The organism is Amorphoplanes digitatis (assembly GCF_014205335.1).
In the GTDB taxonomy this organism is placed as follows: Bacteria; Actinomycetota; Actinomycetes; order Mycobacteriales; family Micromonosporaceae; genus Actinoplanes; species Actinoplanes digitatus.
On record NZ_JACHNH010000001.1, the window covers coordinates 1,916,700 to 1,942,012 of the forward strand.

The following is a 25,313-nucleotide window of genomic DNA, read 5'->3' on the forward strand; positions in this document are numbered from 1 at the left end:
AGGGTGGGAGGGTGAGTGACGCTGGGGAAGGCGCTGGGGAGGCGGACGGCCTCGACCGTCTCTGGACACCGCACCGGATGGCGTACATCACCGGCGAGGGCCGCCCCGAGGGCGGCTACGAGAAGCCGGCCGGATGCCCGTTCTGCGTCGCGCCGGGCCTGCCCGAGGGCGAGAGCCTGGTGGTGGCGCGCGGCCTGCTGGTGTACGCGGTGCTCAACCTCTATCCGTACAACCCCGGGCACCTGCTCGTCTGCCCTTACCGGCACGTCGCCGACTACACCGAGCTGACCGATCAGGAGACCGCCGAGGTGGCCGCGTTCACCCGGCGGGCGATGCGGGTGATCCGGCATGCGAGCAGCCCGCACGGCTTCAACCTCGGCATGAACCAGGGTGCGGTGGCCGGCGCCGGGATCGCCGCGCACCTGCACCAGCACGTGGTGCCGCGCTGGGGCGGCGACGGCAACTTCATGCCGGTGATCGGGCGGACCAAGGTGCTGCCGCAGCTGCTCGGCGACACCCGGGCCCTACTGGTGAAGTCCTGGGCCGAGGTCACCGACTAGACCGGGCACGCCGGCCAGGGCGCGGACCCCGGCGGCGATCTGCTCGGCCGACGGCGCGTGCTCGGGGTCCGTCAGCCACTGGGTCATCACGCCCGACATCAGCGCCAGCGACACCGATCCGACCGTGCGTACCGTCGGCTCGTCGAGGCTGTCCTCGTCGCGGGCCGTGAGCAGCGCGGCCAGGCCGCGCCGGCCCTGCTCCATGCCGGCGGCGATCTGGGCCTTGAGCTCGGGGGAGTGCTCGCTCTGGAGCATCGCCTCGACGCTGGCCAGCCAGAGCTCGCGATGGGTGCCGAGGGTGCCGATCACCCGCCGCCAGTAGCGCACCAGCGGATCGTCGGTCCCGTCGTCGGCCCCGGTGGCCAGGGCCGCACCGATCGCCTCGCCCCACTCCTCGATCGCGCTGAGCATCGCCGCGTTCATCAGGCTCCGCGTCGAGCCGTAGTGGTAGCCGATCGAGCCGAGGTTGGTGCCGGAGGCCGCGACGATGTCCCGCGCGGTGGTGCGCGCGTAGCCCTTCTCGTACAGGCAGCGCTTGGCTCCGGCGAGCAGGTCTTCGCGGTGTCCCATGGCCGACATCCTAAGTTCTATACAAACGTATAAGACGTTTGTATAGTAGCCACATGACGAATCGCGAGGTACTGATCTCCGGTGCCGGCCTCGCCGGCCCCGCCCTGGCACACCAGCTGCACCGCAACGGCTTCGTGCCGACGGTCGTCGAGCGGGCGCCGGCCCTGCGCGACGGCGGCTACAAGGTGGACATCCGGGGCGCCGCCACCGAGGTGCTCAAGCGGATGGGGCTGTTCGAGGCCGCCCGCGCCGCCGACACCGGCATGCGGCACGTCACCTACGTCCGGCGCGACGGCCGGCAGCTCGCGCGGCTCGACGCCGACCTGCTGATGGGCCGGCGCGGCGACGACCTCGAGGTCATGCGCACGGACCTCACCCGGATCCTGCACGACGCGACCGCCGCCGACGTCGAGTACGTCTTCGGCGACGCCGTCGCCGCGATGGCCGAGGACGCCGACGGCGTCGAGGTGACCTTCGCGAGCGGCACCGTCCGGCGCTTCGCCCTCGTCGTCGGCGCGGACGGGCTGCACTCGGCCACCCGCAGGATGGCCATAGGCGAGGTGCCGCTACGCCACCTCGGCGCGCACATCTCGATCTTCGACGTGCCGGACGACCTCGGCCTGGACCGCGAGGAGGTCTTCTACACCGAGCCCGGCCGGATGGTCTTCGCCTACAGCACCGGCAGCGGGGCACCGACCAAGGTCGGGCTGGTGTTCGGGTCCGAATCGCCGGTGCTGGACCGGTCGGTGATCGAGGAGCGGTTCGCCGGGATGGGCTGGCAGGTGCCGCGCTTCCTTGAGGTGCTGCGCGGCACCCGCGACGTCTACTTCGACTCGCTGAGCCAGATCGAGCTGCCGCGCTGGTCCGCCGGCCGGGTCGTCCTGCTCGGCGACGCGGCGTACTGCCCCTCGCCGGCCGCGGGACAGGGCACCAGCATGGCGCTGGTCGGCGCCTATGTGCTGGCCGGCGAGCTGGCGGCGGCCGCGGGCGAGCACCGGGCCGCGTTCGGCTCCTACGAGGCGGCGCTGCGGCCGTACGTGGAACGCAATCTCGCCTTCGGCCGCAAGATGGCCGGCGACATGGTCCCCGGCGGCCGGCTGTCGCTGGCCGTGCGCAACTACGGCATGCGGACGCTGAAGTACCACCCGCTCCGGCACCAGCTCATCGAGCGGATCACCCGGCCGCTGCACGAGGCGGCCAACGCCATCGAGCTGCCTTCCCACCCGATGGCGCCGGCCGTCTGAGTCACCAGATCACCTGGCGGCGTGCTCCTTGCGGACCGCGTCGGCCAGGTGCGCCGGCATCGGCTCGTGCCGGGCGTAGGTCCGGGTGAAGGTGCCCGTGCCCGAGGTCAGGGCCCGCAGCTCTACCGCGTAGCGGACCAGCTCGGTGGCGGGCACCTCGGCCCGGACCAGGCTGTGCTCGCCGTTCTCCTCGGACTCGGTGCCCAGCGGGCGGCCGCGGCGGCCGGACAGGTCGCTCATCACCGCGCCCACGTAGGTGTCCGGCACCCGCACCACGATCTCGTCCACCGGCTCGAGCAGCGCGATCTGGCCCTGCTCGGCCGCGGTGCGCAGGGCCAGCGCCCCGGCGGTCTGGAACGCCGCGTCGGAGGAGTCGACGCTGTGCGCCTTGCCGTCCACCAGGGTCACCCGCAGGTCGACGACGGGGTATCCGGCGACGATGCCCCGCTCGAGCTGCGCGCGTACGCCCTTCTCCACCGACGGGATGTAGTTGTGCGGCACCGCGCCGCCCACCACCCGGTCCACGAACTCGAAGCCGGTGCCCCGGGGCAGCGGCTCGACCTCGATGGAGCAGACGGCGTACTGGCCGTGGCCGCCGGACTGCTTGACGTGCCGGCCGTGGCCCTTCGCCGCCGCGCCGAACGTCTCGCGCAGCGAGACCTTCACCGGCTCGGTGTCCAGCTCGACGCCGCCCGAGCGGAGCCGGTCCAGGACGACGTCGGCGTGCGACTCGCCCATGCACCAGAGCACCAGCTGGTGGGTGTCCGGGTTGCGCTCCAGCCGCAGCGTCGGGTCACCGGCCACGAGCCGGGCCAGGTTCCTGGCCATGGCGTCCTCGTCGGAGCGGGACTTCGCCACGACCGCGATCGGCAGCAGCGGCTCGGGCATCGTCCAGGGCTCCATCAGCAGCGGCCTGTCCTTGCCGGAGAGGGTGTCGCCGGTCTCGGCGCTGCCGGACTTGGTGATCGCGCAGATGTCGCCGGCGACGCAGGAGCCCACCTCGCGCAGCTGGGAGCCGAGCGGGGAGTAGACGTGCGCGATGCGCTCGTCGGCGTCGTGGTCGGCGTGGCCGCGCTCGGCCAGGCCGTGCCCGGAGACGTGCACGACCAGCTCGGGGCGCAGCGTGCCGGAGAAGACCCGGACCAGCGAGACCCGGCCGACGTGCCGGTCGATCGTCGTCTTGACCACCTCGGCGACCAGCGGGCCGTCCGGGTCGCAGACCAGCGGCGGCCGCGGGGTGCCGTCGACGCCGGTGACCACCGGCAGCTCGTGTTCGAGCGGCGACGGGGCGCTGCTGACCATGCCGTCCAGGAGCGCGTCCAGCCCGACGCCGGTCTCCGCGCAGACCGGGATGACCGGGTAGAAGTTGCCCCGGGCCACGGCCTTCTCCAGGTCGGGCACGAGCGTGTCGGTGCTGATCAGCTCGCCGGCCACGTACCGGTCCATCAGGGTCTCGTCCTCGCTCTCGGCGATGATCCCCTCGATGAGCAGGTCGCGGTCGTCCTTGATGGGGTTCAGGTGCTCGGGCTCGGCGTCGCGGGCCTGCGGCGGGTAGCCGGCCGAGTAGTCCAGCACCCGCAGGCTGACCAGCCCGAGCAGGCCGACGACGGACTGGCCGTCGTCGCCGAGCATGGGCTGGTAGATGGGCATGACGTTCTCGCCGAACGCCTCCTGGCAGTCCTGGAGGGTGCCCTCGTAGTCGGCGCGCGGGTGGTCCAGCCGGGTGATCGTCACAGCCCGGGGCATGCCGATCGCGGCGCACTCCTCCCAGAGCACGACGGTGGCCTCGTCCACGCCGTCGACGGCCGACACCACGAAGACGGCGGCGTCCGCCGCGCGCAGACCGGCGCGCAGTTCGCCGACGAAGTCGGCGTAGCCGGGGGTGTCGAGCAGATTGATCTTCACTCCGTCGTGCACCAGCGGGGCGCACGAGAGGGAGACGGACCGCTGCTGGCGTACGGCCGCAGGGTCGTGGTCGGTCACCGTGGTGCCGTCGACCACCGTGCCCGCGCGCGAGATCGTGCCGGTCGCGGCGAGCAGTGCCTCGATCAGCGTCGTCTTGCCCGCGCCGGAGTGGCCTACCAGCACCACGTTGCGTACCCTGCCGGGCTCGGTCACCACCGCCGCGGTGAGCCCCTTCTCCTGGATCTTCTGCGTCATGCTGTGACGCCCTCCTGTCGGCAGCCGGTCGGCGCCCATTCTCCCGGACCCGGCACTCGGCCGTGCCCAGGGCGGGCAGCCCTCAGTGTTCCCTGGCTGTTACGTCCCCGTCCTTGGATCTGACACCCAGCGCAGTCGCCGCCGCAACCCTTTGTAGTTACGAACCGGCCTTTGTGACGATCCGGCGACGCGTGACGCAGGCCGTACCCGTTGTGGTCGGGCGCCGTTATGGTGGGACGGCCATGGCAAAGATCGTCAGCGTGCCCGCGCGCGCACTCGTGTCGTACGTCCTCAATCCCGCCGCCCGATTCCTGCTCCGCCTCGGTGTCACCCCCAACATGGTCACCGTCGCCGGCACCGTCGGCGTCCTGATCGGCGCGCTGGGCTTCGGCGCGCGCGGCGAGCTCTTCTGGGGCACGGTGATCGTCACCGCGTTCGCGCTCACCGACGCCCTCGACGGGACGATGGCCCGCATGCGCGGCCCGTCCGGCAAGTTCGGCGCGCTGCTCGACTCGTCGATGGACCGGCTCGCCGACGCCGCCGTGTTCGGCGCCGTCGCCTACTACCTGGCCGGCCTGGGCAATCCGTACGGTGGCCTGGTCGCCGCGCTGATCTGCCTCGCCGCGGGACAGGTCGTCTCCTACGTCAAGGCCCGCGCGCAGAGCCTCGGCCTGGACGCGGACGTCGGCATCGCCGAGCGCCTCGAGCGGCTGCTCATCGTCGGCGTCGGCGGCCTGCTCGGCGCCGCCGGCCTGGAGTGGGGCCTGCCGGCCACGCTATGGTTCCTCGCCGTGCTGTCACTCATCACGGTCCTTCAGCGACTGGTCCACGCCGCGAAGTCGGACAAGGCTCCCGCCGCGGGTGACCCGGCGTGAGCTCCGGGCGCGATCGGCTGACCGAGCTGGGCTACGCCGCCGGCTGGCGGCTGACCCGGACGCTGCCGCTGCCCGCGGCCCGGGCGCTGTTCAACGCCGGCGCCGACCGGGCGGCACGCGGCAACGGCCCGGGCACCCAGCGGCTGCGCCGCAACCTGCGCACGGTCGTCGGCCCCGACCTGCCGGAGGCCGAGCTGGACGAGCTGGTCCGGGCCGGCCTGCGCTCGTACGCGCGGTACTGGATGGAGGCCTTCCGGCTGCCCTCGCAGCGCAAGGAGGACTTCCTCACCGACTTCCACCTCGAGGACGCCGACGAGTTCAACGCCGTGCTCAAGGAGGGCAACGGTGTCGTGCTCGCCCTGCCGCACGTCGCCAACTGGGACGCCGCGGCCGCCTGGGTGGTCTCCAACGGCTGGAACCTGATCACCGTCGCCGAGCGGCTCAAGCCCGAGGGCGTCTTCGAGCGCTTCGTGGCGTACCGGGAGAAGCTCGGCATGGAGGTGGTCCCGCTCACCGGCGGCGAGCGCGCGCCGCTCGACGTGCTCGCGGAGCGGGCCCAGCAGGGTTACGCGGTGGCGCTGCTCGCCGATCGCGACCTGTCCGCGCGCGGCGTCGAGGTGCGGTTCTTCGGCGGCCGCACCCGGATGCCCGCCGGGCCGGCCCTGCTGGCGCTGCGGACCGGCGCGCCGCTCTACGCGGTCGACCTGTGGTTCACGCCGGACCGCACGGTCGGCAAGATGCGCCGCATCGCGCTGCCGGACCCGGCCGAGGGCGCGCTCGACCACCGGGTGCAGGTGACCACCCAGCGGCTGGCCGACGCGTTCGCGCTCGGCATCGCCGACCATCCGCAGGACTGGCACATGCTCCAGAAGATGTGGCTCGACCAGAAGCCCCGGGGCTGAGGGGCGGGCCGGCGTGCGGATCGGGATCGTCTCGCCGTACTCGTTCGACGTGCCGGGCGGCGTGCAGAACCACATCGTCGACCTGGCCGAGGCCCTGATCGGTCTCGGACACGAGGTCAGCGTGCTGGCGCCCGCCGACGAGGACGCGGACCTGCCGCCGTACGTGGTCGCCGCCGGCCGGGCGCTGCCGCTGCCCTACAACGGCTCGGTGGCCCGGGTCTCGTTCGGCCCGCTGTCCACCGCGCGGGTCCGGCGCTGGCTGGCCCGCGGCAGGTTCGACGTGCTGCACGTGCACGAGCCGCTGACGCCGAGCATCGCCCTGCTCGCGGTGCTCTCCGCCCGCGGCCCGGTCGTGGCGACGTTCCACACGGCGATGATCCGCTCCCGCGCGCTGTCGGCGGCACAGGGCATGCTCCAGCTGGTGGTCGAGAAGATCACCGCGCGCATCGCGGTCAGCGAGCTGGCCCGCAAGGTGCAGGTCGAGCACCTGGGCGGCGGCGCGGTGGAGATTCCCAACGGCGTCGCGGTGGCGAAGTTCGCCGCGGCCGAGCCCCTGCCGGGATGGCCCGGCGACGGCGGGGCGCTGGGCTTCCTCGGCCGCTTCACCGAGCCGCGCAAGGGCTTCGACCTGCTGCGTACGGCGTTCGTCACGCTGGCACGGGAACGGCCCGGCCTGCGGCTGCTGGTGGCCGGGCCGGGCGACCGCGACGAGCTCTTCGACGGCATCCCGGCGGAGCTGCACGGCCGGGTCGAGTTCCTGGGCCTGGTCAGCGAGGCCGACAAGGCCCGGATGCTGCGCAGCGTCGACCTCTACGTGGCGCCGAACACGGGCGGCGAGAGCTTCGGCATGATCCTCACCGAGGCGATGGCCGCCGGCGCGGCGATCGTGGCGAGCGACCTGGACGCCTTCCGCCGGGTGCTCGACGGCGGCCGCGCCGGCGCGCTCTTCCCGACCGGCGACGTGGCGGCGCTGACGACGCTGCTCGGCGAGTTGCTGGACGACCCCGGCCGCCGGGCGGCCCTGGCGGCGGCCGCCGGCACCGCGGTCGAGGCGTACGACTGGCCGAGCGTGGCCGACCGCATTCTCGAGGTCTACGCCGCGGCGATCGAGGCGACCGACGGCCGGGTCTTCGACGAGGAGTGGGCGGGCCCACGGTCCGGGGCGTAGGCCCGGCGAAACAAGTCGTCGCTACGATGCCCGCATGTGGTGGGTCTTGGGTGTGCTCGCGGTGGCGGCCGCTCTGTCGGGGTACCTGGCCTGGACCGCACACCGGGTGGAGCGGGTGCACGTCCGCGCGGCCTCGGCCCGCCGGGCGCTCGACGCACACCTCATGCGCCGCGCGGCGGCGGCCGCGGTGGTGGCGGAGCACGCGGCGTCCGTCGAGCTCTACGCGGCGGCCCGGCTCGCGCTGGACGCCGAGCAGGACGAGCGCGAGGTCGCGGAGAACGACCTGACCCGGCAGCTGCGGTCGGTCCCGCTGGCGGCGCCGGACGAGGCGGCGCACGCGCTGGTCGCGACGAGCCGGCGGGTCGCGCTGGCCCGGCAGGTGCACACCGACCTGGTCCGCGACGCCCTGACCGCGCGGCGGCGCCCGCTGGTCCGGCTGCTGCGGATGGCGCGCGGCTACGAGCGGCCCGGCTACTTCGAGATCGCGGATCCGACCCTGCCGGAGCCCGCCGCGGCGGGCCGGGGCCCGATCCCGGAGCCGCCGGTCCCGGTCGAGGCGGCCACCTGACGCGACTGGAATGTCGCGTTACCCCATGATCGTCGGGTTTTTGGCACCGGGTAAGCAGGCCACCGTGGGGTTGATTGGCCATCGGCGGCCCGCCGCGACGCGCCTAAAATCGGGGCAGTCCACCCACCTTGAGGAGTTTCGCTGTGTCCAGCTCGGAGAGCGCGCCCACGTCCGTCACCGGTACCGCCCGCGTCAAGCGGGGGATGGCCGAGATGCTCAAGGGCGGTGTGATCATGGATGTGGTCAACGCGGAGCAGGCCAAGATCGCCGAAGATGCCGGCGCCGTGGCCGTCATGGCGCTCGAGCGGGTGCCCGCCGACATCCGGGCACAGGGCGGCGTCTCGCGGATGAGCGACCCCGACATGATCGACGGCATCATCAACGCCGTCTCGATCCCGGTGATGGCCAAGGCCCGGATCGGGCACTTCGTCGAGGCGCAGGTGCTCCAGTCGCTCGGCGTCGACTACATCGACGAGTCCGAGGTGCTGACCCCGGCCGACTACGCCAACCACATCGACAAGTGGGCCTACACGGTTCCCTTCGTCTGCGGTGCCACCAACCTGGGCGAGGCGCTGCGCCGGATCACCGAGGGCGCCGCCATGATCCGGTCCAAGGGTGAGGCCGGCACCGGCGACGTCTCCAACGCCACCACGCACATGCGCACCATCCGGGGCGAGATCCGCCGGCTGACCTCGCTGCCCGAGGACGAGCTGTTCGTCGCGGCCAAGGAGCTTCAGGCGCCGTACGACCTGGTCAAGGAGGTGGCCGCCGCCGGGAAGCTGCCGGTGGTCATGTTCACCGCGGGCGGCATCGCCACCCCGGCCGACGCCGCCATGATGATGCAGCTCGGCGCCGAGGGCGTGTTCGTCGGCTCCGGCATCTTCAAGTCCGGCAACCCCGCGCAGCGCGCCGCCGCGATCGTCAAGGCCGTCACGTTCCACGACGACCCCGACGTGATCGCCAAGGTCTCGCGCGGCCTGGGCGAGGCAATGGTCGGCATCAACGTCGACGAGATCCCGCAGCCGCACCGCCTCGCCGAGCGTGGCTGGTAAATCTAAAGACAAGATCGCGGCTGGTAGGCCAACCGGCAAGATCAAATTCGGCTGTCGTGCCTGGTTGCATGGTTACCGTCGCTCCCGCCGAGGCGCGGGCAGTTGAAGATCAACGGCAGGACCATGTCGTGCCTGGTTGCATGGTGCTGACCGTCGCTCACGCCGAGGCCGGGCGCAGGGTCCCGAGGAGCTGTCGCTCCAGAACAGGACCCTGCGCCCTTCCTTCTGCGTGATTGGCGAAACCATTTGAGGAGCTCATGAACATCGGAGTGCTCGCCCTCCAGGGCGACGTGCGGGAACACCTGTCCGCCCTCGCGGAGAGCGACGTCCTGGCCCGGCCGGTGCGCCGGCCCGAGGAGCTCGAGGAGGTCGACGCCCTCGTCATCCCCGGCGGGGAGTCCACCACGATGAGCAACCTGGCCATCACGTTCGGGCTGCTCGAACCGATCCGCAAGCGCATCGCCGGCGGCATGCCCGTCTACGGCTCCTGCGCCGGCATGATCATGCTCGCCACCACGGTGCTGGACGGCCGGCCCGATCAGGAGTCGTTCGCCGGCATCGACATGACCGTGCGGCGCAACGCCTTCGGCCGGCAGGTGGACTCGTTCGAGGCCGCCGTCGCGATCGACGGCATCGCCGGCCCTGACTTCCACGCCGTTTTCATCCGCGCACCCTGGGTCGAGGAGGTCGGCGCGGAAGTCAGCGTGTTGGGCCGCGTCACGTCCGGACCCGCCGCCGGTAGGATTGTCGCCGTTCGGCAGGGGAACCTGCTCGCCACGGCTTTCCACCCGGAGCTAACCGGCGACCTCCGCGTCCACCGGTACTTCGTCGAGCTGGTCCGCCGGGCCGCAGACGACGCTCGTTAACGCGGTAGACCACGGAGGTTTCGCATGTCCGGCCACTCCAAGTGGGCGACGACCAAGCACAAGAAGGCCGTCATCGACGCCAAGCGCGGCAAGATGTTCGCCAAGCTGATCAAGAATGTCGAGGTCGCGGCGCGCATCGGCGGTGGAGACCCGACCGGCAACCCCACCCTCTACGACGCCATCCAGAAGGCGAAGAAGAGCTCCGTACCGAACGACAACATCGACCGCGCGGTCAAGCGCGGCTCCGGCCTCGAGGCGGGCGGCGCCGACTGGCAGACGATCGTGTACGAGGCCTACGGCCCGAACGGCGTCGCGATGCTGATCGAGTGCCTCACCGACAACCGCAACCGCGCGGCGACCGAGGTACGCACGGCGCTGACCCGCAACGGCGGCGCGTTCGCCGGCGCCGGCTCGGTGAACTACATGTTCTCCCGCAAGGGCGTCGTGATCGTGCAGAAGGCCGACGGCGTCAGCGAGGACGACCTCATGCTTGCCGTGCTGGACGCGGGCGCCGAGGAGATCAACGACCTCGGCGAGTCGTTCGAGATCGTCAGCGAGCCGACCGACCTGGTCGCGGTCCGCACGGCCCTGCAGGACGCCGGCCTCGACTACGAGTCGGCCGAGTCCCCGCTGGTGCCGAGCATGACGGTGGCGGTCGACGAGGACGCGGCCCGCAAGGTGTTCAAGCTGATCGACGTCCTCGAGGACTGCGACGACGTGCAGAACATCTACGCCAACTTCGACGTCTCCGACGAGACGCTCGCGCTGCTCGACATGTAGCCCGACCAGTGCCGCCGCGTCTTCGACGCGGCGGCACTGGTCGAGGTCTTGGCCCCTCCGGTCAGGCGCCCCGGGGTCTGGCGTTCCCGTCAGGCCCCTCCGGTCAGGCGCCCCGGGGTCTGGCGTTCCCGTCAGGCCCCTCCGGTCAGGCGCCCCGGGGTCTGGCGTTCCCGTCAGGCCCCTCCGGTCAGGCGCCCCGGGGTCTGGCGCTTCCGGTGAGGCACCTCCCGTCAGGCGCCCACGTACTCCGCCAGGTGCTGGCCGGTGAGGGTCGAGCGGTCGGCGACCAGGTCGGCGGGCGTGCCCTCGAAGACGATCCGGCCGCCGTCGTGGCCGGCGCCGGGCCCGAGATCGATGATCCAGTCCGCGTGCGCCATTACCGCCTGGTGGTGCTCGATGACGATCACCGACTTGCCGGAGTCGACGAGCCGGTCGAGCAGGCCGAGCAGCTGCTCGACGTCCGCCAGGTGCAGGCCGGTGGTCGGCTCGTCCAGGATGTAGACGCCGCCCTTCTCGGCCATGCGGGTGGCGAGCTTGACCCGCTGCCGCTCGCCGCCGGACAGCGTGGTGAGCGGCTGCCCGAGGCTCAGGTAGCCGAGCCCGACGTCGGCGAGCCGGGCGAGGATCGCGTGCGCGGCCGGCGTCCGGGCCTCACCGGCACCGAAGAACGCCTCGGCCTCGGTCACCGACATCGACAGCACCTCGCTGATGTCCTTGCCGCCGAGGGTGTACTCCAGGACCTCGGCCATGAACCGTTTGCCCTCGCACACCTCGCAGACGGTGGCGACCGTGGCCATCACCCCCAGGTCGGTGTAGACCACGCCGGCGCCGTTGCAGTTGGGGCAGGCGCCCTCGGAGTTGGCGCTGAACAGCGCCGGCTTCACGCCGTTGGCCTTGGCGAAGGCCTTGCGGATCGGCTCGAGCAGCCCGGTGTAGGTCGCCGGGTTGCTGCGCCGCGAGCCCCTGATCCCGCTCTGGTCGACGGTGACCACGCCCTCCCGGCCGGCCACCGAGCCCTGGATCAGCGAGCTCTTGCCCGAACCGGCCACGCCGGTCAGCACCATCAGCACGCCGAGCGGGATGTCGACGTCGACGTCCTGGAGGTTGTTGGTGTCCGCGCCGCGCACCTCCAGCACCCCGGTCGGCTTGCGCACCGAGGGCTTGAGCGTGGCGCGGTCGTCCAGGTGCCGCCCGGTCAGCGTGCCGCTGGCCCGCAGTCCCTCGACGGTGCCCTCGAACACCACCTCGCCGCCCTCGGTGCCGGCGCGCGGGCCGAGGTCGACGACGTGGTCGGCGATCGCGATCGCCTCCGGCTTGTGCTCGACGACCAGCACGGTGTTGCCCTTGTCGCGCAGCTGGCGCAGCAGGTTGTTCATCCGCTGGATGTCGTGCGGGTGCAGCCCGATGGTCGGCTCGTCGAAGACGTAGGTCACGTCGGTGAGTGAGGAGCCGAGGTGGCGGATCATCTTGATGCGCTGCGCCTCGCCGCCCGACAGCGTGCCCGACGGGCGTTCGAGCGAGAGGTAGCCGAGGCCGATCTCGACGAACGAGTCGAGGGTGTGCCGCAGCGACGTGAGCAGCGGCGCAACGGACGGCTCCTTCAGCTTGCGCAGCCAATCGGCGAGGTCACTGATCTGCATCGCGCAGGCGTCGGCGATGTTGAGGCCCTTGATCTTCGACGACCGGGCCGCCTCGGACAGCCGGGTGCCGTCGCACTCCGGGCAGGTCGTGAACGTGACCGCCCGCTCGACGAAGGCGCGGATGTGCGGTTGCAGCGAGTCGACGTCCTTGGAGAGCATCGACTTCTGGATCTTGGGGATCAGCCCCTCGTAGGTCAGGTTGATGCCCTCGACCTTGATCTTGGTCGGCTCCTTGTACAGCAGGTCGTTCAGCTCGCGCTTGGTGAACCGTTTGATCGGCTTGTCCGGGTCGAAGAAGCCGCAGCCGCTGAAGATGCGGCCGTACCAGCCATCCATGCTGTAGCCGGGGATGGTCAGCGCGCCGTCGTTGAGGGACTTGGTGTCGTCGTAGAGCGCGGTCAGGTCGATGTCGGTCACCGAGCCCCGGCCCTCGCAGCGCGGACACATGCCGCCGGTGATGCTGAAGCTGCGACGCTCCTTGATGGTCTGTCCGGCCCGCTCGATGGAGACCGCGCCCGCGCCGCTGATCGAGGCGACGTTGAACGAGTAGGCCTGCGGCGAGCCGATGTGCGGATCGCCGAGCCGGCTGAAGAGGATGCGCAGCATCGCGTTGGCGTCTGTCGCGGTGCCCACCGTGGAGCGGGCGTTGGCGCCCATCCGCTCCTGGTCGATGATGATTGCCGTGGTGAGCCCGTCCAGCACGTCGACCTCGGGCCGGGCCAGCGTCGGCATGAAGCCCTGTAGGAAGGCGCTGTAGGTCTCGTTGATCATCCGCTGGGACTCCGCGGCGATCGTGCCGAACACCAGCGAACTCTTGCCCGAGCCGGAGACGCCGGTGAACAACGTCAGCCGGCGCTTCGGGATCTCGACGCTGACGTCCTTCAAGTTGTTCACGCGGGCGCCCTGCACGCGGATCAGGTCGTGACTGTCGGCGACGTGCGGTTCAGGCGACATCGTCTCCCCATCTGTTGGCCTTGCGTGATCTAAGCAGCTACGTGTGACAGGCCCGGGCCGCGAGCCCGTCAGTCCTGGAGCCGTGGGCGTGTGGAAACCGCCGGGCGTCCATGGCGGTAACGCTACGTGCGGCCCCGGGCCGGTGCTTCTCGATTCCTGATCAGCTCGGTGTGGAGAACTGGGACATGAACTGGACCAGGTAGCCGATCAGCAGCACGATCCCGCCGCACATCCGGGCGTAGCGCCGCCAGACGTAGCGGCGGTAGGCGTGCACCCACGCGATCCCCGCCTCGGCGAGCACCTGGGCCTCGGCCCGGGCCGTCGTCGGCAGCAGCGGCGCGAGCCGGTGTGCGACCGTCTGCGCCACCGGCGCGGGGCGCCGGTACAGGGCCGCCGGGGTCGGCGGGGTCGCCGGCGCCGGCCAGGGGTCGTGCCCGGCGACGCTCACCTCGACCGGGTAGATCTGCTCCTCGCGCCACTGCCGGGTGCGGGCGGTGAGGCGGCGGTCCAGGTATTCGGCGTGCGCGTCCCGGTGGCTGAGGCGGCTGCGCCAGCACAGGCGGCGCCAGTGCCCGGCGAGGTCGGTCAGCACCTCGGTGTACACCTCGGGCGCGAAGCGTTCGCCGCCGACCAGGCGGGCCGTCTCGCTGCGCAGGGAGGCCAGCCGCCCGGCCACGAACGCGACGAACTCGGCGGGCGGTTCGTCGTCCATCGGCGGAATTAGGTGTGCCATGGCGACCTCCCGCCACCATGGTCGGCGCCGCGGGCACACCCGCGCAAGGTGCGGCCGCACCCGCGCAAACGCGGGTGCGGCCGCGGCGCGCACGCAACGCAAGGTGCGCCCGCGGCACACCCGTGTGTCGGTGGATGCGGGCGGGACGGCAGGTAATAGGGTGTCGAACACACGTCCGAGTCGAGGGGGCTTGCTTTGCGGGTGCTTGGCATCGACCCCGGCCTGACCCGGTGCGGCGTCGGCGTGGTCGAGGGCGTCCCCGGCCGGCCCGGCAAGCTGATCGGCTACTACGTGGTGTACTCCGAGCCCGACGAGGACATCGCCCTGCGCCTGCTGCATCTCGACACCGCGCTCGGCGAGCTCGTCGCGGAGCACAAGCCGGACAGCGTCGCGGTCGAGCGGGTCTTCAGCCAGCACAACACGCGCACCGTCATGGGCACCGCCCAGGCCAGCGCGATCGCCATCCTGGCCGGGTCGCGGGCCGGGCTGCCCGTGCAGACCTACACGCCCAGCGAGGTCAAGGCCGCCGTCACCGGGTCGGGCACCGCGGGCAAGGCGCAGGTCACCAGCATGGTCACCCGGCTGCTCGGGCTCGACGCGCCGCCGCGGCCGGCCGACGCCGCGGACGCGCTCGCCCTGGCCATCTGTCACATCTGGCGCGGCGGAACCCGCGCCCGCATCCAGGCTGCCGCCGCTTCGGCTCGCAGGGGAGGAGTCCGACGATGATCGCCAGCGTGCGCGGCGTGGTGGCCGCGATCGCCCCAGACAGCGCCGTCATCGAGGTCGGCGGTGTCGGCCTGCAGGTGCAGTGCGCGCCCGCGACGCTCGCCGGGCTCAAGGCCGGCGAGCAGGCCCGGCTGTCGACGAGCATGGTCGTGCGCGAGGACTCGCTGACCCTGTACGGCTTCGCCGACGACGACGAGAAGCACCTGTTCGAGCTGCTGCAAACCGCCAGCGGCGTCGGCCCGCGGCTGGCGCAGGCCGTGCTCGCCGTGCACCAGCCCGAGGTCGTGCGCCGCGCGATCGCCGGCGGTGACCTCGCCGCGCTGACCCGGGTGCCCGGCATCGGCAAGAAGGGCGCCGAGCGCCTGGTCCTGGAGCTGCGCGACCGCATCGGCGCCGTCTCGACCGGCGCCGACGGCGTGGCCGGCGCCCTGGCCGGCGGCTGGCAGGACCAGGTGCGCCAGGGCGTCATCGCGCTCGGCTGGTCCGCGCAGCAGGCCGACCAGGCGGTGGCCGCCGTCGCCGAGTCGATCGACGGCGAGGTGCCGGCCGTTCCGGTGCTGCTGCGTCAGGCCATCCGCCTGCTGGGCCGCACCCGATGACCGACGGCCCCGACGACCTGGTCTCCCCGTTCGCGGGCGACGAGGAGCTCGACGCGGAGGTGAGCGTCCGGCCACGCCGCCTGGCCGAGTTCATCGCGCAGCACCGGGTGCGCGACCAGCTGGAGCTGCTGCTGCGTGGCGCGCAGGGCCGGGGCACGCCGCCCGATCACATCCTGCTGTCCGGCCCGCCCGGGCTGGGCAAGACGACGCTCGCCAACATCGTGGCGGCGGAGCTCGGCACCGGGATCCGGACCACCAGCGGCCCGGTCATCGAGCGTTCCGGCGATCTCGCCGCGATCCTCACCGGGCTCGCCGAGGGCGACGTGCTGTTCATCGACGAGATCCACCGCATCGCCAAGCCGGCCGAGGAGCTGCTCTACAGCGCGATGGAGGACTTCCGGGTCGACGTGATCGTCGGCAAGGGCCCCGGCGCCACCGCGATCCCGCTCGATGTCGAGCCGTTCACGCTGGTCGGCGCCACCACCCGGGCCGGGCTGCTCTCCGGGCCCATGCGCGACCGCTTCGGCTTCGTCGCGCACCTGGACTTCTACTCGCCGGCCGAGCTCGACGCGCTGCTGCACCGCTCCGCCCGCATCCTCGGCGTGCCGATCACGCCCGGCGGCGCCGCGGAGATCGCCGGCCGGTCGCGGGGCACGCCGCGCATCGCCAACCGGCTGCTGCGCCGGGTCCGCGACTACGCCGAGGTCCGCGGCGACGGCGTGGTCGACGAGGTCACCGCCAAGGCGGCGCTCACCGTCTACGACGTCGACCAGCTCGGGCTCGACCGGCTGGACCGGGCGGTGCTGCGGGCGCTCATCGACTCGTTCCGGGGCGGGCCGGTCGGCCTCTCCACGCTCGCGGTCGCGGTGGGGGAGCAGTCCGACACCGTCGAGGAGATGTGCGAGCCGTTCCTGGTCCGGGCCGGCCTGCTCGCGCGGACGCCGCGTGGCCGGGTCGCCACCGAGGCGGGCTGGCTGCACCTGGGCCGCAAGCCCCCCGAGGGCCGGGGCGTTCCGCCGAATCAGCCCGACCTCTTCGCCCGGGATGCGGAATCCCCTCCGTAATGTGAACGTGACGCGTGCCGCGTACGGAGTTCCCAGGTAGAGGGATTAGACTCCCCGCCGTTCGCACGGGATTGTGTATATCGCCCCGTCGTGTGCCCTGAGCCGCGCCGGAGGCCCCATGGAAGGTCGTCTTCGTGTTTATCGCAGCTCAAGCGCAGGGCGGCGGCAGCTTCATGCCTCTGCTTCTGATCGTCCTGCTCTTCGGCGTCATGTACTTCATGATGATCCGTCCGCAGCAGAAGCGCCGCCGTGAGGCCCAGCAGATGCAGTCCGCGCTCGGCCCCGGCGACGACATCGTGACCATCGGCGGCCTGCACGCGACCGTCGTGTCCGTCGACGACGACGTCATCACGGTGGAGATCTCTCCCGGTGTCAACGTCCGCTTCGCCCGCCCGGCCATCGCCCGGGTCGTGTCGTCTGCGTCCGACGTCGTGCCGGAGCCGGCCGACGACGAGCCCGAGACCGTCGAGGAGACCCCGATCGAGAGCCCGGTCGTCGAGACCCGCAAGTCCAAGGACTGACGATCCGCCGTGCACGGCCCGCCGCTACGGGCGGGCCGTGACCACGGAAAACACAGCAGGCCGCGGGGCGGGGCAGCCGTGCGGCCCGTAGTTGTGAATAATCGTCGCCGGGCAAATCGGCCGGAAACTCGTTTCCGGTCCAAGACCGCCCGACCCACACAATCCCCAGCGCCGCGCGCTCCCGCCGGCCGAAAAGCACGAGGAGATCGACAGTCGTGGCACGACCACCACAGGGACAGATGCATCCCGGGCGGCAGCTCGCCGTGCTGGGTCTCCTCTTCGTCATCCTCTATTCGCTGGTCTTCTTCGGGCCGGGCGCGTCGGGCAGCTTCACCGACCGGCTGCACCCCAAGCTCGGGCTCGACCTCGTCGGCGGCACCCAGGCGACCTACGTCGCGTCGCTGATGAGCAACGGGCAGCCGCCGCCGCGCAGCAGCATGGAGGAGGCCCGCAAGATCATTGACCAGCGGGTCAACGCGCTCGGCGTCGCCGAGGCCGAGGTGGTCATCGAGGGCAACACCAACATCGTGGTCTCCGTGGCCGGCGAGGCCGAGGACCAGCTGAAGAACGTCGGCCAGGCCGCGCAGATGCGCTTCCGCAAGGTGCTCAAGGCGACCGGCGACAACGCCGCCGTCGCGGTGGCCCCGCCGTCGGCCGCACCCAGCGCCAGCGCGAGCGCCGCGCCGAAGCCGAGCGGCAGCGTCGCGCCGAAGGCGAACACCAGCCCCGGCCCGAAGGTCACCGCGTCGCCGTCCGGCGGCCAGGGCGGCGGCGAGCTGGCGCCGAGTCCGAGCCCGAGCCCGAGCGCCAGCGCGTCCGCGCCGGCCCCGAAGCCGTCCGCCTCCGCGGCACCGGCTCCGGTCCCGGTCAACGAGAAGAAGAAGCAGCAGCGCGCCGCCATCGAGAAGAAGGTCGGCCCGGCGGCCTGGACGGCGGCCGAGAAGCTGACCGCGCCGGTCGACCTACAGACCGACCCGGCCGCCGGCCTGCCGTTCAAGGCGTTCAGCACGCTCACCGGCGAAGAGGTCAACGCGCTCACGCCGGAGATGCAGTTCAACGTGCCGACGATCAGCTGCGAGCAGCTCGACAAGCGGCCGAACGGCGCGATCGACGCGGTCGACGAGCAGGTGGTCGCCTGCCAGAGCGGCGCCAAGATGTTCCTCGACGTCGCGAAGGTCGTCGGCACCGACATCGACAGCGCGACCCCGCAGCTTGACCAGCAGCAGGGCCAGTGGGTCGTCTCGCTCGACTTCACGTCCGAGGGCCAGGAGAAGTGGACCGCGCTGACCCGCGAGGCGTTCCAGCCGGCGGCGGACGACCCCTGTCTCGCGGCGGCGCAGGCGCTGTCGACCGGCGCGACGCACTGCCTCGTGGCGGTCGTGCTCGACAAGGAGGTCATCTCGGCCCCCGAGATCCAGGGCGTGCTGACCGGCCAGTCGCAGATCACCGGCCAGTTCGACGCAGCGAGCGCCAAGGAGCTCGCCGACCAGATCACCTACGGCGCGCTGCCGGTCACCTTCGAGGCCGCCGCGACCAAGACGGTCTCGGCGACGCTGGGTAAGAAGCAGCTCGAGGCGGGCCTGCTCGCCGCCGCGATCGGCATGGGCCTGGTCGCGATCTACGCGTTCTTCTACTACCGCCTGCTGGGCTCGGTCATCTTCCTGAGCCTGCTCCTGTCCGGCCTGCTGACCTTCGGCGCCCTGGTGGTGCTGGGCCGGACCACGGGCTTCACCCTGACCCTGGCGGGCATCGCCGGGTTCATCGTCTCGCTCGGCGTCGCGGCGGACTCGTTCGTCATCTACTTCGAGCGACTCAAGGACGAGATCCACGAGGGGCGCAGCGCGCGCGCCGCCGTACCGCGGGCCTGGGTCCGCGCGCGGCGTACCATCATTTCCGCCAACACGATCACGATCATGGCCGCGGTGGTGCTCTACATCGTGTCGATCGGCGCGGTAAAGGGCTTCGCGTTCGCGCTGGGCCTGTCGACGATCCTCGACCTCGTCGTGGTGTTCCTGTTCCGGCATCCGATCATGACGATGTTCGCCAACACGAAGGCGTTCATGTCGCCGCGGGTCAGCGGTCTCGGCCGCGCCATGAAGCAGCAGCAGCAGCGTGTCTCGACCGATGTCAAGGAGGCCTGACATGGCCAGCAAGGGTCTTGCCGAACGCCTTTACCTCGGCGAGGCGAACCTGAACATCGTCGGTCGCCGCAAGATGTGGTTCGGGATCTTCGCCGGGCTGCTGATCGTCGCCCTCGGCAGCTTCGTCCTCCGCGGTTTCGACCTCGGCATCGAGTTCGCCGGTGGCACGCAGTTCGCGATCCCGGCTTCCACGGGCACCCAGGCCGAGGCGCAGAGCGCGATGGCCCGGGCGGTCGAGACCGCCGGTGTCGCCGAGGAGGCGAACGTCGGGCCGGTGCAGCAGGTCGGCAAGGGCGCCGACGCCGTCTACACCATCCGCACGGCCGCGCTGAGCCAGGAGAAGTCGACGGAGATCAAGAACTCCGTCGCCGCCGACCTGAAGGTGTCGCCGGACGACATCAGCGACGACCGGGTCTCCGCGGCCTGGGGCACCCAGGTCACCCAGCAGGCGCTGCTCGGCCTGGGCATCTTCCTGGTGCTGGTGCTCGGCTACCTGGTGGTGCGCTTCGAGTGGCGGATGGCGGTCGCGGCGGTGATGTCGCTGCTGATCGACCTGGTGCTGACGGCCGGCGTGTACTCGCTCGTCGGCTTCGAGGTGACGCCGTCGACCGTGATCGGCTTCCTGACCATTCTCGGCTTCTCGCTCTACGACGTGGTCGTGGTGTTCGACAAGGTTCAGGAGAACACCCGCGGGATCACCGGCGGCACCGCTCAGACGTACGCCGAGGCCACCAACCTGGCGGTCAACCAGACGCTGATGCGCTCGATCAACACCGGCCTTGTCGCGCTCCTGCCGGTCGGCGGGCTGCTCTTCATCGGCGCCGGCCTGCTCGGCGCCGGCTCGCTGAAGGACCTCGGCCTGGTGCTCTTCGTCGGCATGGGTCTCGGCGTCATCTCCTCGATCCTGTTCGCGGCGCCGATGCTGGTGGCGCTCAAGAACCAGGAGCCCCGGATCAAGTCGCACAACGCCCGGGTCCTGGCCCGGCGTTCCGCGGCCCGCTCCGGCGACGTGGCCCGCGGCGAGCGGCCCCGCTCCGGCAAGTCCGACGCCGAGGAGGCGCCGGCGCTGGCCGGTTCCACGCCGAGGCCCGGCGCGCGGCCGGCCGCCAAGCGCGGCGGCACCCGCGGCGGCGCCGGCAACCGCCCCAGCGGCGGCCAGAAGCGCCGCTGAAGCTTGGGCCTGTTTCGGAAAGGTGGGCGGGCCGCGGCGCTCGCCCCTTTCCGAGACAGGCCCTGAGCTTGTGCTTTACCTCCGGGGCCGGCCAAGCGCTGTGTGCCGCGTGATCATGCTGGGCTGGGTGTTCAGGTGATGTCGCGGTCGCGGTAGGCGCGGGGGAGTTTGTCGCGGGGGGTGCCGGTGACGACGCGGTTGCGTCCCTGGTGTTTGGCGGCGTAGAGGTTGCGGTCGGCGCTGGCGAGGGTGGCGGTCTGGCCGGAGGGCGTGGTTTCGCTGGTGGCGCCGGCGCCGATGCTGATGGTGACGGGCAGGCCGCCGGCGGTGTCGTGCCAGTCGTAGGCGCTGACGGCGTGCCGTATGCGGTTGAGGACGGCGGTCGCGGCGGCCAGGGCGGTGGCGGGAAGCACGAGGAGGAATTCTTCGCCGCCGAGGCGGGCGGTGAAGCCGTGAGGGACTTCGGCGGCGAGTTCGGTATCGAGGATCTTTGCGACCTGGATGAGGACCTGGTCGCCGGCATCGTGGGAGAGCGTGTCGTTGATGCGTTTGAAGTGGTCGATGTCGGCGATGGCCAGGGTCAGGCCGGGGTCGCTGGTGATGAGGGCGGGCAGTTCCTCGTCGGCGTAGCGGCGGTTGTGCAGGCCGGTGAGGGGGTCGCGGCGGGCCTGCTCGCGGAACTGTTCGGCTTGCTGGCGGGCTTCGGTGGTTTCGAACATGGCCTGGCGCGCCTGGGCCTGGGCTTCGCGTTCTCGTGAGCTGAGGTTGTCGCGGGCGGCGATGAATGCTTTCAGCTGGGTGAATGCCGCGTGGTGGTCGCCGCAGGCGGCGTGCAGTTCGGCCTGTTCCCCGTGTACCTGGGCCAGGAGTTCGTGCAGGTCGAGTTCCGCGCACAGTTCGCGGCAGGCGTCGAGGTGCTGCTGAGCCTGGACGAGGTCGCCGAGCCCACGCCGGGCGCGGGCCAGGGTGAGCCGGTAGTAGGCCAGATCATCGGCGTGGTTGATGTGCCCGGCGTCGTGCCGGGCGATGCAGGCCAGCGTCGTCTGCTCGGCTTCGGCGTATTCGCCGTTGGCGGCCTGGATCTCCCCGATCGTGTGCAGCCCCGAGGGAGCGAGTTCGACTCCGTGCCTGTCGGCGGCCGTCATCATCTGGCCGGCGACCTCACGGGCCTGGGCGATGTCGCCGCAGATGTAGGCGTAGTAGGCCCAGTTGTTGAGCACGCCGTTGGTCAGCAGGTCCCACCGCTGTGCTTTCCGGGCCAGCTCCTCGGCCTGCTGGTATTGCAGCCCCGCAGAGTCCATCGCGCTGGTCGCGGCCAGCGCGTCACCGAGCCGGGTGCGAGCCGCGATCTGCTGGGGGGCGGTGGCGGTCTCGTCGAGCAGTTCGACCGCGCTCAGCGCGTGCTCCAGTTTTCGGGCCGCGTCGCCGCTCAGCTCGTGGATGTTCGCGAACAGCATGTGGGCGCGGGCCTCCAGCTGGCGCTCGCCGTGCTGGGCGGCCCACTGCAGGATGTCGGAGACCTCCCGGGCAACCCCGGTGATCTCGCCGATCCGCATACTCAAGCGGGCATGCTGAAGGCGGGCGCGCATGACCAGGCCCTCATCGCCCATCGCCATTGCCTGCCGCAGCAGCCCGGCCACGGCGGCCAGCCCGGCCACGGCGTCGGTGACAATCTGCTCGTCGATCGCCAGCAGGGCGGCCGACAACGCCTCGGCACCCATTGCGCCACTGTCCGCGCTGCACTCCACGGCCCCTCCAGGTCCGGTCCTCCACTGGATCGCAATCGGCTCCGGGCATCGACAACTGAGGTAACAGTGGCGATTTCAGCGCCCGCCCCCACCTACGCGGTCGCGGGCCGTCGGCCTGTCTAGGCTGTGGCGCGTGACTGAGACTCAAGAGGTGCGCGGCGACAGCGGCCCGGAGGCCGCCGCTCTCGTGGCGAGCCGGGTGGTGGACGTGCCCGACTTCCCCAAGCCCGGCATCCTGTTCAAGGACCTGATGCCGCTCTTCTCCGACGGGGAGGTCTTCCGGCAGGTCATCGACGAGATCGTCGCCTACCACGGCCCGGACTCGTTCGACGTTGTCGCGGGCGTCGAGGCGCGTGGCTTCGTGGTCGCCGCGGCGATCGCGTACGCGACCGGCAAGGGCGTCGTGCCGGTGCGCAAGGCCGGCAAGCTGCCCCGCAGGACCCACTCCGTCTCGTACGCCCTGGAGTACGGCGAGGCGACCCTCGAGGTGCACGAGGACGCGTTCGCGGCCGGTGAGCGGGTGCTGGTGGTGGACGACGTGCTGGCAACCGGCGGCACGGCCCTCGCGGCCCTGGAACTGGTCGAGCGGGCCGGTGGCGCCGTCGCGGGCTTCACGGTCCTGATGGAGCTGAGCTTCCTGGACGGGCGCGCGCGCCTGGCACCGCGTACGGTCCATGCGCTATTGACCGTTTGATGCTTTTACGCCCCTTACGGCGGCACTCTTTCGGAGGTTCGGGCCGGGCCAAGCGGGTAGTGGGGGCGGGTAGGATGGCGTTTTCAACCAGGTGAGGACCCAGCGGTCCCAGGCGATGGTGTGAGGAGGCCGGTGTCCAGCGACGTCGCCCCGCAGGCGGAGGGCACGGTGCAACCGACCGGCGAAAGCGCCCCGGAACAGACGACCCAGGCCCCCAGGCCCGAGCCGTCGGCCGCCGGGGAGACGCACGACATCGAGACCACCCAGCCACTCTCCCCGGCGGACGAGCCCAGCAGCGGCTTCGGCCTGGCCAGCGCACCAACGGGCCGCCGGGTCCGTGCCCGGCTGGCGCGCTTCAACGCGCCCTGGCAGAGCACCCAGGTCAGCGAGGTCCTCGAGCCGCTGATCGCCACGCACCGGGCGAGCCACCCCAAGGCCGACGGCCGGGCACTCCAGCGCGCCTTCGACGTGGCCGCGCGCTGGCACTCCGGGCAATACCGCAAGTCGGGCGACCCCTACATCACCCACCCGCTCGCGGTCGCCACGATCCTGGCGAATCTGGGCATGGACACCACGACGCTGGTGGCCGCCCTGCTGCACGACACGATCGAGGACACCGACTACGGGCTTGAGCAGATGCGTGCCGACTTCGGCGGCGAGGTCGCGCTGCTCGTCGACGGCGTGACCAAGCTCGACCGGGTCAAGCTCGGCGACGCCGCCAAGGCCGAGACGATCCGCAAGATGGTCGTCGCGATGGCCAAGGACCCCCGGGTGCTGGTCATCAAGCTGGCCGACCGGCTGCACAACATGCGGACCCTGACCTTCCTGCCGCGGCCCAAGCAGGAGCAGAAGGCCAAGGAGACGCTGGAGATCCTCGCGCCGCTGGCACACCGCCTCGGCATGAACACGATCAAGTGGGAGCTCGAGGACCTGGCCTTCGGGACGCTGTTCCCGAAGCGGTTCGAGGAGATCAACCGCCTGATCGGCGAGCACCAGCCGCAGCGTGAGGCGCTGCTGCGCCAGGTGACCCAGCGGGTCCAGCTCGACCTCAAGTCGGCGAAGATCAAGGCGGAGACCACCGGCCGCCCGAAGCACCTCTACTCGATCTACCAGAAGATGATCGTCCGGGGCCGCGACTTCAACGACATCTACGACCTGGTCGGCGTGCGCATCCTGGTCGACACGGTCCGCGACTGCTACGCCGCGCTCGGCGTCATCCACGCGAACTGGCAGCCGGTGCCGGGCCGGTTCAAGGACTACATCGCGATGCCGAAGTTCAACATGTACCAGTCGTTGCACACGACGGTCATCGGCCCGTCCGGCAAGCCGGTCGAGATGCAGATCCGGACGTTCGCGATGCACCGCACGGCGGAGTTCGGCATCGCCGCGCACTGGAAGTACAAGGAGCAGAAGGGCGCCACGATCGTGGGCCCGCCCGCGCACATCGACGAGATGACGTGGCTGCGGCAGCTGCTGGACTGGCAGCGCGAGGCGAGCGACCCGAGCGAGTTCCTGGACGCGCTGCGCTTCGACCTGTCCAGCCAGGAGGTGTACGTCTTCACCCCCAAGGGCGACGTCATCCCGCTGCCGACCGGTTCGACGCCGGTGGACTTCGCCTACGCCGTGCACACGGAGGTCGGCCACAAGACCATCGGCGCCCGGGTGAACGGCAAGCTGGTGCCGCTGGAGTCCACGCTGTCCAACGGCGACGTCATCGAGATCTTCACGTCGAAGTCGGCAACGGCCGGCCCGACCCAGGACTGGCTCGGCTTCGTCAAGAGCCCGCGCGCCCGCACCAAGATCCGGCAGTACTTCAACAAGGAGCGCCGCGAAGAGGCGATCGAGGACGGTAAGGAAGCGATCGTCAAGGCGATGCGCAAGCAGGGCCTGCCCCTGCAACGCATGCTGACGAGCGACAACCTGACGACCATCGCCCGCGACCTGCACCTGGCCGACGTCGCCTCGCTGTACGCGGCGGTCGGCGAGAGCGCGGTCTCCGCACAGTCGGTCGTGCAGAAGCTCGTCGCCGGGTTCGGTGGCGAGGAGGGCGCGGTCGAGGACATCGCCGAGACCGCCGTCGCGACCCGGCCGCCGCGCAACCGCAGCACGGCACAGGACCCCGGCGTCGTGGTCAAGGACGTCAGCGACGTCTGGGTGAAGCTCGCCCGCTGCTGCACCCCGGTGCCGGGCGACGCCGTCTTCGGCTTCGTGACCCGCTCCGGCGGCGTCAGCGTGCACCGGGAGGACTGCGCGAACGCGGAGGACCTGCGGGAGCAGAGCGAGCGCGTCGTCGAGGTGAGCTGGAAGCCGACGTCCGCGTCGACGTTCCTGGTCGCCATCCAGGTGGAGGCGCTCGACCGGCACAAGCTGCTCGCCGACGTGACCCGGGTGCTCTCCGAGGAGCGGGTCAACATCCTCTCCGCGACGGTCACCACCACTCGCGACCGAGTGGCGGTCAGCCGCTTCACCTTCGAGATGGCCGACCCGAAACACCTGGGCCACCTCGTCGCCGCGGTGCGCAAGGTGGACGGTGTCTTCGACGCCTACCGGGTGACCTCGGGCGCCTGACACGGGAAA

General features: G+C 71.3%; 22 protein-coding genes. 17 read left to right on the forward strand and 5 right to left on the reverse strand.

What is annotated here, in order from left to right:
• Positions 1–77 precede the first annotated feature (77 nt).
• Complete coding sequence (locus tag BJ971_RS08700; protein WP_184998736.1) at positions 78–560, forward strand: HIT family protein; 483 nt, start codon at positions 78–80, stop codon at positions 558–560.
• Here the strand turns inward: BJ971_RS08700 and BJ971_RS08705 are convergent.
• Positions 525–1,130, reverse strand: coding sequence for a TetR/AcrR family transcriptional regulator (locus tag BJ971_RS08705; RefSeq protein WP_184991437.1), 606 nt, complete (start codon positions 1,128–1,130; stop codon positions 525–527). The genes BJ971_RS08700 and BJ971_RS08705 overlap by 36 nt on opposite strands.
• A 53-nt stretch (positions 1,131–1,183) precedes the next feature.
• Between BJ971_RS08705 and BJ971_RS08710 the strand changes: the two genes are divergently transcribed.
• A complete protein-coding gene (locus BJ971_RS08710; protein WP_184991439.1) occupies positions 1,184–2,374 on the forward strand; it encodes an FAD-dependent monooxygenase in 1,191 nt (396 codons plus the stop codon).
• A 9-nt stretch (positions 2,375–2,383) separates the two neighbouring features.
• Here BJ971_RS08710 and BJ971_RS08715 read toward each other — a convergent pair whose 3' ends face one another.
• On the reverse strand, positions 2,384–4,534 hold the full coding sequence (locus BJ971_RS08715; protein WP_184991441.1) for an elongation factor G-like protein EF-G2: 2,151 nt from the start codon (positions 4,532–4,534) through the stop codon (positions 2,384–2,386).
• 242 nt (positions 4,535–4,776) lie between these two features.
• Between BJ971_RS08715 and pgsA the strand changes: the two genes are divergently transcribed.
• From pgsA to BJ971_RS08750, 7 genes are all read left to right on the forward strand, one after another.
• The gene (pgsA, locus tag BJ971_RS08720; RefSeq protein ID WP_184991442.1) at positions 4,777–5,409 is read left to right on the forward strand and encodes a phosphatidylinositol phosphate synthase; all 633 of its coding nucleotides are present in this window, start codon (positions 4,777–4,779) and stop codon (positions 5,407–5,409) included.
• Positions 5,406–6,311, forward strand: a complete 906-nt coding sequence (locus tag BJ971_RS08725; RefSeq protein ID WP_239087329.1) for a phosphatidylinositol mannoside acyltransferase — start codon at positions 5,406–5,408, stop codon at positions 6,309–6,311. Before pgsA ends, BJ971_RS08725 begins: the two co-directional genes overlap by 4 nt.
• Positions 6,312–6,324: 13 nt before the next feature.
• The gene (locus BJ971_RS08730; protein ID WP_184991443.1) at positions 6,325–7,479 is read left to right on the forward strand and encodes a glycosyltransferase family 4 protein; all 1,155 of its coding nucleotides are present in this window, start codon (positions 6,325–6,327) and stop codon (positions 7,477–7,479) included.
• Positions 7,480–7,513: 34 nt separating this feature from the next.
• A complete protein-coding gene (locus tag BJ971_RS08735; RefSeq protein ID WP_184991444.1) occupies positions 7,514–8,047 on the forward strand; it encodes a hypothetical protein in 534 nt (177 codons plus the stop codon).
• A gap of 143 nt (positions 8,048–8,190) precedes the next feature.
• The gene (gene pdxS / locus BJ971_RS08740) at positions 8,191–9,099 is read left to right on the forward strand and encodes a pyridoxal 5'-phosphate synthase lyase subunit PdxS (protein WP_184991445.1); all 909 of its coding nucleotides are present in this window, start codon (positions 8,191–8,193) and stop codon (positions 9,097–9,099) included.
• A gap of 257 nt (positions 9,100–9,356) precedes the next feature.
• Positions 9,357–9,965, forward strand: a complete 609-nt coding sequence (gene pdxT, locus BJ971_RS08745; protein ID WP_184991447.1) for a pyridoxal 5'-phosphate synthase glutaminase subunit PdxT — start codon at positions 9,357–9,359, stop codon at positions 9,963–9,965.
• Between the two features lie 24 nt (positions 9,966–9,989).
• Entirely contained in the window at positions 9,990–10,745 is a 756-nt protein-coding gene (locus BJ971_RS08750; RefSeq protein ID WP_184991448.1) for a YebC/PmpR family DNA-binding transcriptional regulator, read from the forward strand.
• A gap of 230 nt (positions 10,746–10,975) precedes the next feature.
• Here BJ971_RS08750 and BJ971_RS08755 read toward each other — a convergent pair whose 3' ends face one another.
• Positions 10,976–13,339 (reverse strand): ATP-binding cassette domain-containing protein, encoded by a 2,364-nt coding sequence (locus BJ971_RS08755; RefSeq protein ID WP_184991450.1) that lies wholly within the window; start codon positions 13,337–13,339, stop codon positions 10,976–10,978.
• 160 nt (positions 13,340–13,499) lie between these two features.
• Positions 13,500–14,051, reverse strand: a complete 552-nt coding sequence (locus BJ971_RS08760; protein WP_184991452.1) for a hypothetical protein — start codon at positions 14,049–14,051, stop codon at positions 13,500–13,502.
• Between the two features lie 216 nt (positions 14,052–14,267).
• Between BJ971_RS08760 and ruvC the strand changes: the two genes are divergently transcribed.
• From ruvC to secF, 6 genes are all read left to right on the forward strand, one after another.
• Complete coding sequence (gene ruvC, locus BJ971_RS08765; protein WP_184991454.1) at positions 14,268–14,798, forward strand: crossover junction endodeoxyribonuclease RuvC; 531 nt, start codon at positions 14,268–14,270, stop codon at positions 14,796–14,798.
• Complete coding sequence (gene ruvA / locus BJ971_RS08770; RefSeq protein ID WP_184991456.1) at positions 14,795–15,397, forward strand: Holliday junction branch migration protein RuvA; 603 nt, start codon at positions 14,795–14,797, stop codon at positions 15,395–15,397. Before ruvC ends, ruvA begins: the two co-directional genes overlap by 4 nt.
• Positions 15,394–16,461 carry a Holliday junction branch migration DNA helicase RuvB gene (gene ruvB, locus BJ971_RS08775; protein ID WP_184991458.1) on the forward strand — a complete coding sequence of 356 codons (1,068 nt, stop codon included), beginning with the start codon at positions 15,394–15,396 and terminating at the stop codon, positions 16,459–16,461. Before ruvA ends, ruvB begins: the two co-directional genes overlap by 4 nt.
• A gap of 134 nt (positions 16,462–16,595) precedes the next feature.
• The gene (gene yajC / locus BJ971_RS08780; protein WP_184991460.1) at positions 16,596–16,982 is read left to right on the forward strand and encodes a preprotein translocase subunit YajC; all 387 of its coding nucleotides are present in this window, start codon (positions 16,596–16,598) and stop codon (positions 16,980–16,982) included.
• Between the two features lie 239 nt (positions 16,983–17,221).
• Positions 17,222–19,123: a protein translocase subunit SecD gene (gene secD, locus BJ971_RS08785; RefSeq protein WP_184998738.1), complete on the forward strand. Its 1,902-nt coding sequence runs from the start codon at positions 17,222–17,224 to the stop codon at positions 19,121–19,123.
• Position 19,124: 1 nt separating this feature from the next.
• Positions 19,125–20,294 carry a protein translocase subunit SecF gene (secF, locus tag BJ971_RS08790; RefSeq protein ID WP_184991462.1) on the forward strand — a complete coding sequence of 390 codons (1,170 nt, stop codon included), beginning with the start codon at positions 19,125–19,127 and terminating at the stop codon, positions 20,292–20,294.
• Between the two features lie 131 nt (positions 20,295–20,425).
• Here the strand turns inward: secF and BJ971_RS08795 are convergent, their stop codons facing one another.
• The gene (locus BJ971_RS08795; RefSeq protein ID WP_184991464.1) at positions 20,426–22,015 is read right to left on the reverse strand and encodes a tetratricopeptide repeat-containing diguanylate cyclase; all 1,590 of its coding nucleotides are present in this window, start codon (positions 22,013–22,015) and stop codon (positions 20,426–20,428) included.
• Positions 22,016–22,175: 160 nt separating this feature from the next.
• Between BJ971_RS08795 and BJ971_RS08800 the strand changes: the two genes are divergently transcribed.
• The gene (locus BJ971_RS08800; RefSeq protein ID WP_184991467.1) at positions 22,176–22,736 is read left to right on the forward strand and encodes an adenine phosphoribosyltransferase; all 561 of its coding nucleotides are present in this window, start codon (positions 22,176–22,178) and stop codon (positions 22,734–22,736) included.
• A gap of 132 nt (positions 22,737–22,868) precedes the next feature.
• Entirely contained in the window at positions 22,869–25,304 is a 2,436-nt protein-coding gene (locus BJ971_RS08805; RefSeq protein ID WP_184991469.1) for a RelA/SpoT family protein, read from the forward strand.
• Positions 25,305–25,313 lie beyond the last annotated feature (9 nt).

What these genes read in the sequence shown, in the direction of transcription:
- BJ971_RS08735 (WP_184991444.1), top strand. Translation starts at nt 7,514, where the DNA reads ATGTGGTGGGTCTTGGGTGTGCTCGCGGTGGCGGCCGCTCTGTCGGGG.
- BJ971_RS08705 (WP_184991437.1), bottom strand. Translation starts at nt 1,130, where the DNA reads ATGGGACACCGCGAAGACCTGCTCGCCGGAGCCAAGCGCTGCCTGTAC.
- BJ971_RS08755 (WP_184991450.1), bottom strand. Translation starts at nt 13,339, where the DNA reads ATGTCGCCTGAACCGCACGTCGCCGACAGTCACGACCTGATCCGCGTG.
- secD (WP_184998738.1), top strand. Translation starts at nt 17,222, where the DNA reads ATGCATCCCGGGCGGCAGCTCGCCGTGCTGGGTCTCCTCTTCGTCATC.
- pdxT (WP_184991447.1), top strand. Translation starts at nt 9,357, where the DNA reads ATGAACATCGGAGTGCTCGCCCTCCAGGGCGACGTGCGGGAACACCTG.
- BJ971_RS08715 (WP_184991441.1), bottom strand. Translation starts at nt 4,534, where the DNA reads ATGACGCAGAAGATCCAGGAGAAGGGGCTCACCGCGGCGGTGGTGACC.
- secF (WP_184991462.1), top strand. Translation starts at nt 19,125, where the DNA reads ATGGCCAGCAAGGGTCTTGCCGAACGCCTTTACCTCGGCGAGGCGAAC.
- BJ971_RS08795 (WP_184991464.1), bottom strand. Translation starts at nt 22,015, where the DNA reads ATGGGTGCCGAGGCGTTGTCGGCCGCCCTGCTGGCGATCGACGAGCAG.
- BJ971_RS08750 (WP_184991448.1), top strand. Translation starts at nt 9,990, where the DNA reads ATGTCCGGCCACTCCAAGTGGGCGACGACCAAGCACAAGAAGGCCGTC.
- BJ971_RS08710 (WP_184991439.1), top strand. Translation starts at nt 1,184, where the DNA reads ATGACGAATCGCGAGGTACTGATCTCCGGTGCCGGCCTCGCCGGCCCC.
- ruvB (WP_184991458.1), top strand. Translation starts at nt 15,394, where the DNA reads ATGACCGACGGCCCCGACGACCTGGTCTCCCCGTTCGCGGGCGACGAG.
- BJ971_RS08760 (WP_184991452.1), bottom strand. Translation starts at nt 14,051, where the DNA reads ATGGACGACGAACCGCCCGCCGAGTTCGTCGCGTTCGTGGCCGGGCGG.
- BJ971_RS08700 (WP_184998736.1), top strand. Translation starts at nt 78, where the DNA reads ATGGCGTACATCACCGGCGAGGGCCGCCCCGAGGGCGGCTACGAGAAG.
- pgsA (WP_184991442.1), top strand. Translation starts at nt 4,777, where the DNA reads ATGGCAAAGATCGTCAGCGTGCCCGCGCGCGCACTCGTGTCGTACGTC.
- ruvA (WP_184991456.1), top strand. Translation starts at nt 14,795, where the DNA reads ATGATCGCCAGCGTGCGCGGCGTGGTGGCCGCGATCGCCCCAGACAGC.